Here is a 7,848-nt window from a genome sequence, read left to right as displayed (position 1 = left end):
AGGGATCAATGCAGGAGCTGCCGAAGGCTGCGATCTTTGGATTTTTATGCAGTTGGCCTGTCAACCTTGCAGTGTGACTCCGGCCAAGCGCTCAAGCACCTGAACCACTTGCGTCATGTCCCGCGCCGGATCGCCCTCGGTCAACGCCTGGTCAAAGAACTGCTTCACAACAGAGCTGGTAAAGGCAGGCGCACCGGCATTTTCTGCCTCAGCCAGAAACAGCCGCACATCCTTGCGCATCAAATCCAGACGAAAGCCGAAATCGAACTCCCGCCGCATCACCGTGCCGGCGAGGATCTGTTCGCTGGTGAAACTGCGCGCCGTGCTGGCGTTGAGCATCTCGACCATTTGCCGCGCATCGAGCCCGGCCTTCACCCCGAACAACATCGCTTCGCTGGTAGCCACCAGGGTTGCCGCGACGATCATGTTGTTGACCAGTTTCAATGTCTGCCCCAACCCCGGCTCGGTGCCGATGTGCTCGACCTTTTTACCGAACGCCGCGAACACCGGCACGCAGCGCTCATAGGCGCCACGTTCACCACCGACCATCACCGACAACGTGCCGTTCTGCGCCCCGGCCACACCGCCAGCCAACGGTGCATCGAGGGCATCGATACCACGTTCGGCCAACTCGGCGTGCAGCCGTCGGGCCAGGCTCGGGCCGGTGGTGGAATGGTCCACCACGATGTTGACCTGCTGGCCGTGGATCACACCGTCCGCACCCAAAATCACCCGTTCGACAATGTCTGGCGTGGGCACGCAGACCAGTACGATTTGCGCATGGTCGGCCACTTCCCGAGGCGTGGCGAAGCTGCGCGCACCACGTTCCAGCAGCGGCGCCAAGGCAACGGGATTGGGATCGAACAGGCTCAGTTCAAAACCGTTTTCCAACAGATGGCGGGCCATTTTCTGGCCCATGGCACCGAGGCCGATGAAACCGATTGAAGGCGTATCGAGAGCAGTCATGGCAGGGTCTCTTTTTTGTCATTGGAGACCCATGCTAGACAAGCGGGCGAAGCGCCGACAAAGCAGTTTTATGCCGCTATCCGTTGAGTAAATCTCAAGCCTGAACGCGAGTAATGCGCGCTTGCTCCAGCATCCATTCGCGGAAGATTCGCAGGTCATCGCTCTCTTCGCGGTGCTTGGGTGTGAGCAGGTAATAGGTGTACACACCCATGTCCACCACCTGCTCGAACGGCCGGATCAGGCTGCCGTCCTGCAACTCCTTGCTCACCAGAAACAGCTGCGCCATGGCTATGCCCTGGCCGCCGACCGCCGCCGCGTAAACCATCGACGAACTCTGATAGGTCATGCCGGCGTGAGCATCGACTTCGCGACTGACACCGCTGGCTTCCAGCCAATAGCGCCAGTCTTCGAGCCGGGCAATCGAATGCAGCATGGTGTAGCCGGCGATGTCGGCGGGCGTCTGCAAACCCGGCCCGTGTTGCAGCAACGACGGACTGCACACCGGGGCCAGTTGGTTATCGCTGAGCACATAACAATTGCAGTTGGGCCATTCGCCGGAACCGAGGCGAATCGCCGCGTCGATGTCTTCCTTGTAGAAATCCACCGGTTCCAGCGAGGCGGTCAGCAGCACTTCGATCTTCGGATTCTGCGCATGAAAACTTGCGAGTCGCGGAATCAACCACTGCATGGCGAACGTGGTGTAGGCGCGCACCTTGAGCTGGCGACGGCGGGGCGGTGACATGAGTTTTTTCGTTGCCCCGCGCAGGTCTTCAACCACCCGGGCCACGGCGCGAAAGTATTCCTCGCCGGCGGCGGTCAGGGTGATCTGACGGTGACCACGCACGAACAAATCGAGCTTGAGAAATTCTTCCAGCGTGCGGATCTGCCGACTGACCGCACCGGGCGTGACGTTCAACTCGTCGGCGGCCAGGGTGACGCTCAAATGCCGGGCGACGGACTCGAATGCGCGAATGGCATTGAGGGGAGGCAGACGATCCATAGTGGGCAAACTCTTGTTCTTATGGGAGGAGCGGCGCGCAGTGTACTTAACGCTGAGCCTAAACCCACTTGAATAAAACTCAAGGCAGCGGGGTGTTTTTCTCGATTGTCGGGCGCAGGCGCGGCTTTCAGGATCGACTTTCGCGCGTCTATCGAGGGCGTGTTCGAACCTGACAACAATAAGAGAAATACGTCCATGAACTACGCCTTCCCAGTGGCTTCGCGTCTTGCTGTCTGCATCGCGGCCAGCACCATACTTACCCCGGCTTGCGCCGACATCTTTCAGGACAGCAAAGCCAGCCTGGAGCTGCGCAACTACTACTTCAATCGCGATTTTCGCCAGTCCGGCGTGGCTCAAAGCAAGGCCGAGGAGTGGGCGCAAGGTTTGATCCTGCGGGTCGAATCGGGCTACACCGAGGGGCTGATCGGCGTCGGTTTCGACGCCATCGGACTGGTGGGCATCAAGCTCGACTCCTCGCCGGACCGCAGCGGCACCGGCCTGCTCAATACCGCGCGCGGGCCGGGTGGGCGGGCCGAGAACGATTACGGCGCACTCGGCGTCACTGGCAAACTGCGCATGGCCAAAAGCACGCTCAAGGTCGGCACCTTGCTGCCGAAAATGCCGGTGGTGATGTACAACGATTCACGCCTGCTGCCGCAAACCTTTCGCGGCGCGTGGCTCAACAGTGCCGATATCGACAACCTGTCCCTGGACCTCGGTCGGCTGGACCAGACCAAACTGCGCAACTCATCCGACAACGAAGACATGAGCGTCTACAACGGCGTGGCGCGCAACATCCGCCTCGGCCGTCACGCCACCAGCGACCGCTTCGACTTCGGCGGCGCGACGTGGCGCTGGTCGCCATCACTGAGCACGGCCTATCACTATGGCGAACTGGAGGGCATCTACCGCCAGCACTTCCTGACCCTCAACCATAAATGGACGATCAGCGAAGGGCAGACATTGAGTTCCGATCTGCGCTGGTCGCGCAGCCTCGACGACGGCGGCAGCAACGTCGACAACTCGGCCATCGGTGCAATGTTCACCTACAGCGCCAACGGTCATGGGCTTGGATTGGGCTATCAACGCATGAGCGGCGACACCGGTTTCGCCAACATCAACGGCACCGACGGCTATCTGGTGAATCTGGTGCAGATCAACGATTTCGGTAACCAGGACGAGCGTTCGTGGCAGGCGCGGTATGACTACAATTTTGCGGCGCTGGGTGTTCCCGGTTTGACGTTCATGACCCGTTATCTGTCGGGGGATGACGTCACGGTGCGCAGCCGCGCAGATGCCGGGAAGGAATGGGAGCGGGATTCAGAGCTGGGTTATGTGATCCAGAGCGGGCCGTTGAAGAACCTTGGGCTGAAGTGGAAAAACGCCAGTGCGCGGAGCAACTTTTCCAGTGATATTGATGAGAATCGGTTGATTGTCAGTTACTCGTTGGGGCTGTGGTAAGCCTCGTTTCCTCGCAACGGATTTGCCTCCATGCGCTGGTCGTTACGTCTTCGAATATCGAAGGCACGTCTATTTTGATCAGCCAGTTGAGTTGCTCTTGGAAAACTTGTGATCCCTATGCCCCTCATATTGGTGTAATCATTTATCTCCGTTAAACGAGCGGCATCTTCAATCGGTGTCGGAAGAACAACTGCGGTGCGTGGCGACTCGACAGCGTTGCGCATTGCAACTCTCATTGCAGGATTCATTTGCGCAAGTGCATCCGACGAATGAGGCGTAGCCTGGATAATGCGTGAATATTCATTGCCACGTGTGTTTGGGGCTCGCTGATGGGAGGACACTACGTTCGCAGATGCGGGTTCGCGTGGTGCTGGAGAGGGAGCTTGCATGTGCTTGACCCTCGCCGTGGGACGGCTAGAAGGTGGGGCAGCGCCTAGCAGCATCGTTCCGTTCGTCCCTGTCCGAGGGATTGGTCGGGGCTGGCTGACGATGTGTTTAAGGTTATCCCTCAAAATTGCCCAGTGGATTGAAATGGCCCGCCCTGTCGGGTCTCTTTGATTCACCGGATCCCCCAGACAATATGCGTATGGATTCAACCCTCCCTGCCCAAATGGACTCAAATTGTCCGGGCTGTGAAATCGCATCAACACTGGATTAAACGCCCTATAACCAATCCCTAACAAGTAATGCCCGGTCACAGGATCGGGCCGTTCGCCATTAAAGCCCAGCAAACTGGTCAGGCCATTTTCGGCAGGATGATGGCCATAGGGTGAATAGGCAAAAGATTGTCGTTGATGGTTAGCTTTGAGTATCTGCAAAACAGAGCGCTGCACGTCGCTGGCGAGCAACATGGATTCAAATGCTTCACCTTGGTGCTGAAGCTGTGCCAGTAACAGGTCATTGTGCTGAATGATCGAATACCGCATTGCGCCCTGTATCTCGCTAGCCAAACGGTTTTTGCAGTAAAAGCGCTGATGCGCGGGCGAGTCCTGTTTGCTCTGATAGACCAGGCGATCAAGAGGGTCGTAGCGATACTGGCAAAGCAGGGTTTTCTGATGGGAAGGCATTTGGTGGCTCTTGGCTTTCAAGGGCTCGGAGGCTCAAGTATCCATAGCTATGCCTATGTTGGGTACTATCAGAACTGATAGTTTTGCGCTGCGTCGGTCGTTACGGCAAATCCCCTGTAGGAGCGAGCCTGCTCGCGATGGTGTATCAGTCGACATTTATGTAGCTGACACTCCATCGCGAGCAAGCTCGCTCCTACAGGGGATTTTTTGATGCAAAAAGGGCGCGGCAATCGCTGCGCCCTTGGCTGATCGGAAAATTACGTCAAAGCCGAATAATCACCGACTTCAACTGCGTGTAATGCGACAACGCATCCACCCCTTGCTCACGTCCATAACCACTCTGCTTGAACCCGCCACACGGCGTTTGCACGAAGCCGCCGCTGTATTCGTTGACCACAATCCGCCCAGCTTCAAGCTGCGCGGCAACCCGATGCACGCGGCCGATGTTCTGGCTCCAGATCCCGGCGCCCAAACCAAACTCGCTGTCGTTGGCGATACGCAGCGCATCGGCTTCGTCCTTGAACGGGATCACGCAGACGATCGGGCCGAAGATTTCTTCGCGGGCCAGGGTCATGTCGTTGGTCACGCCGGTGTAGACGGTCGGTTCGATGTACCAGCCGTTTTCGAAGCCTTTGTGGCTCGCGACTTTGCCGCCGATGGCCGGGGTCAGGCCTTCGCGTTCGGCGATGGCGAAGTAGCTCTGGATTTTCTCGAATTGCGCGTGGGTGGTGATGGGGCCTGAGGTGGCGTCATCCTGCGGGCCGACGCGCAGGTTGCCGACTTCGGCCACCAGTTTGTCGACGAAGCGGTCGTAGATCGATTCCTGCACCAGCAAGCGTGTACCGGCGGCGCACCATTGGCCGCTGTTCCAGGTGAAGGCCAGGGTCGAGCCTTTGGCGGCGGCGTCGAGGTCGGCGTCGTCGAAGACGATGTTGGCGGATTTACCGCCCAGTTCCAGGGTCAGCGGCAGTATGCGGTCGGCGGCGATGTGCCCCAGTTCCTGGCCGGCGCGAATGCCGCCGGTGAAGGAGATTTTACGGATGTGCGGGTTGTGCGCCATGGCCGGGCCGATCACGCTGCCCTTGCCGACGATCACGTTGAACACGCCCGGCGGCACCCCGGCCTCGATTGCCATGCGCGCCAGTTCCACCAGCGATGCCGAGGTGTGCTCGGACGGCTTGGCCACCACGGTGTTGCCGGTGGCCAGGGCCGGGGCGATGGCGCGGGCGGCCTGATGCAGCGGGGCGTTCCACGGCAGGATCACGCCGATTACCCCGAACGGATCGCGGCGGGTGTAGACGTGGTAGTTCGGGCCCTGGTTGATCACTTCGCCGTCCATGACATTGACGATGCCGCCGTAGAACTCGAAGTACTGCGCGGTCAGGTCCATCAGTTGCGCCATTTCCCGGCCAGGCTTGCCGGTTTCGGCACGCTCAAGGGCGCCGAGGGTGCTTTCGCTGGCGCGGATCAAACGCCCGAAATCGTTGAGGATGCGCCCGCGCTCGGCCGGGCGCATGTCGCGCCAGGCTTGCAATGCTGCGGCGGCGGAGTCGATGGCGATGGCCACGTCGGCGGGGCCGCTGCTGGCCACTTCGTTGAGTTTTTCGCCGGTGCGCGGGTCGATCTTGTCGACATATTCACCGTTCAGCGGCGGGGAAATGCGCCCGCCGATGAAGCTGTTGGTTCTATCAAACATTGCCGGTTCTCCTCACAGAGTTCTTTTTATCGAAGCAGTCGTATCGATGCACGGCATGGGGACGGTCGTGGGCAGCCCCATGATTGCCTGCCATTACCGCTGCTCACCGCTCACCCTTCAACCGAGTTTTAAAGCCCCGTGGCTTGAGAAAACCTCAAGGCAATGGATTGATATTTAGTCAATCGAACCGTCCGGAAAACTCGCTACACGAAAAGCTGGCAACGCCGGATATTTCTCCCGTAACAACGCTGAGGCCGCGTCCAAGGTCAACAATAATAGCGCCCACGGGAGTCTTGAAAATGAGCAACCACAACACTGTGGACGGCGTACTGTCGCCGTCATCCACTGCCACGGCGAGCCTGCAATCCGAGGGTCGCCAACTCAACAGTGCCGAGAAAAAAGCGATTGTCGCCGCCACCCTCGGCACCATCGTCGAATACACCGACTGGGTGATCTACGCGACGTTCTCTTCGATTCTTGCCAAGCAGTTTTTTCCCGCCGGTGACGGCGTAACCGCTTTGCTCTCGGTACTGGCGGTGTTTGCGGTCGGCTTCATCATGCGCCCCATCGGCGGCGCGGTGCTGGGTCAACTGGCGGACCGCTACGGCCGTAAAAAAGGCCTGACGCTGTCGATCCTGCTGATGTCGGTGGCTTCGCTGGTGATCGGCATCTGCCCCAACTATGAAAGCATCGGCATCGCCGCGCCGATCATTCTGGTGATTGCGCGACTGGTGCAGGGCTTCTCTGCGGGCGGTGAATTCGGGTCTGCTTCGGCGTTCTTGATCGAGTCGGCGCCTGCGCATCGCCGGGCATTCGCCGGGTCATGGCAATGGTTCGCCATCAACGCCGGAACGCTGGTGTCGTTCCTGCTCGGCTTTGCGCTCGCGTCGATGGGCAGCGACACCGCGCTCTACGATTGGGGCTGGCGCGTGGCGTTTGTGATTGCCGCGTTGATGGGCCTGATTACCTTGTGGATTCGCTTGTCGGTACGCGAAACCGAGATCTTCAAATCGAAGATCGCCAGCCAGGCGAAAAAACGCCCGATCCGCGAACTGCTGTTCAGCCATCGCCGCGACGCCATGCGCGTGATCGGCATCGCCATGGCTGGCAACCTGCTCAACTACGTGTGGATGGTCAGCTATCCGAATCAGGTGCACTTGATCACCGGCATGTCGATCCGCGATACGTTGCTGGCCGGGGTGATTTCCGTCGGCGTATCGCTGGTGTTGCTGCCGTTCGCCGGCAAACTGGCGGATCGGGTAGGGCGCCGTCCAGTGTTGATCGCTTTCGCCATCGCCTCGATTCTCTGGGCCTGGCCGAGTTTCGGGCTGTTGCATACCGGCATCAGCCTGCTGGAAGTGACCCTGATCCAGACCGTGTCGATGGTGATCATGACCGGTTTCGGCGCGGCGTCGGCGGTGACCATGGCCGAGCAATTCCCGGCTGAAGTGCGCGTGACGGGCATCGCCTTGCCGTACGCCTTGTCGGTGACCCTGTTCGGCGGTACTGCGCCGTACCTGATGGCGTCGATGGCGGGTTGGGGCTATGGCGGGTTGTTCTGGATTTACCTGGCGGTGATCAGTGCGATCAGCCTGGTGGTTTATCTGCGGATGCCGGAGACGCGGGGGCAGGCGTTGCGTTGAACCAACGCTAATGTA

Annotated in this window: 6 protein-coding genes; 2 read left to right on the top strand and 4 right to left on the bottom strand. The window is 59.5% G+C overall.

Annotated elements, in window-relative coordinates:
- Nucleotides 1-60: 60 nt before the first annotated feature.
- Nucleotides 61-966, bottom strand: coding sequence for an NAD(P)-dependent oxidoreductase (locus tag ACW9JC_RS26815; protein WP_457458778.1), 906 nt, complete (start codon nucleotides 964-966; stop codon nucleotides 61-63).
- Nucleotides 967-1,060: 94 nt separating this feature from the next.
- Nucleotides 1,061-1,966 (bottom strand): transcriptional regulator GcvA, encoded by a 906-nt coding sequence (gcvA, locus tag ACW9JC_RS26810; RefSeq protein ID WP_457458776.1) that lies wholly within the window; start codon nucleotides 1,964-1,966, stop codon nucleotides 1,061-1,063.
- A gap of 195 nt (nucleotides 1,967-2,161) precedes the next feature.
- On the opposite strand from gcvA, the gene ACW9JC_RS26805 reads away from it, so the two are divergent.
- On the top strand, nucleotides 2,162-3,427 hold the full coding sequence (locus tag ACW9JC_RS26805) for an OprD family porin (protein WP_457458774.1): 1,266 nt from the start codon (nucleotides 2,162-2,164) through the stop codon (nucleotides 3,425-3,427).
- Here ACW9JC_RS26805 and ACW9JC_RS26800 read toward each other — a convergent pair.
- Nucleotides 3,406-4,515, bottom strand: coding sequence for an RHS repeat-associated core domain-containing protein (locus ACW9JC_RS26800; protein ID WP_457458772.1), 1,110 nt, complete (start codon nucleotides 4,513-4,515; stop codon nucleotides 3,406-3,408). The genes ACW9JC_RS26805 and ACW9JC_RS26800 overlap by 22 nt on opposite strands.
- A 241-nt stretch (nucleotides 4,516-4,756) precedes the next feature.
- The gene (locus ACW9JC_RS26795; RefSeq protein WP_457458770.1) at nucleotides 4,757-6,190 is read right to left on the bottom strand and encodes an aldehyde dehydrogenase family protein; all 1,434 of its coding nucleotides are present in this window, start codon (nucleotides 6,188-6,190) and stop codon (nucleotides 4,757-4,759) included.
- A 299-nt stretch (nucleotides 6,191-6,489) separates the two neighbouring features.
- Between ACW9JC_RS26795 and ACW9JC_RS26790 the strand changes: the two genes are divergently transcribed.
- On the top strand, nucleotides 6,490-7,833 hold the full coding sequence (locus ACW9JC_RS26790; protein WP_416130433.1) for an MFS transporter: 1,344 nt from the start codon (nucleotides 6,490-6,492) through the stop codon (nucleotides 7,831-7,833).
- Nucleotides 7,834-7,848: the final 15 nt, after the last annotated feature.

It is taken from the genome of Pseudomonas sp. SDO5591_S426 (assembly GCF_054070755.1).
This window is presented reverse-complemented; position numbering and strand designations above follow the sequence as displayed.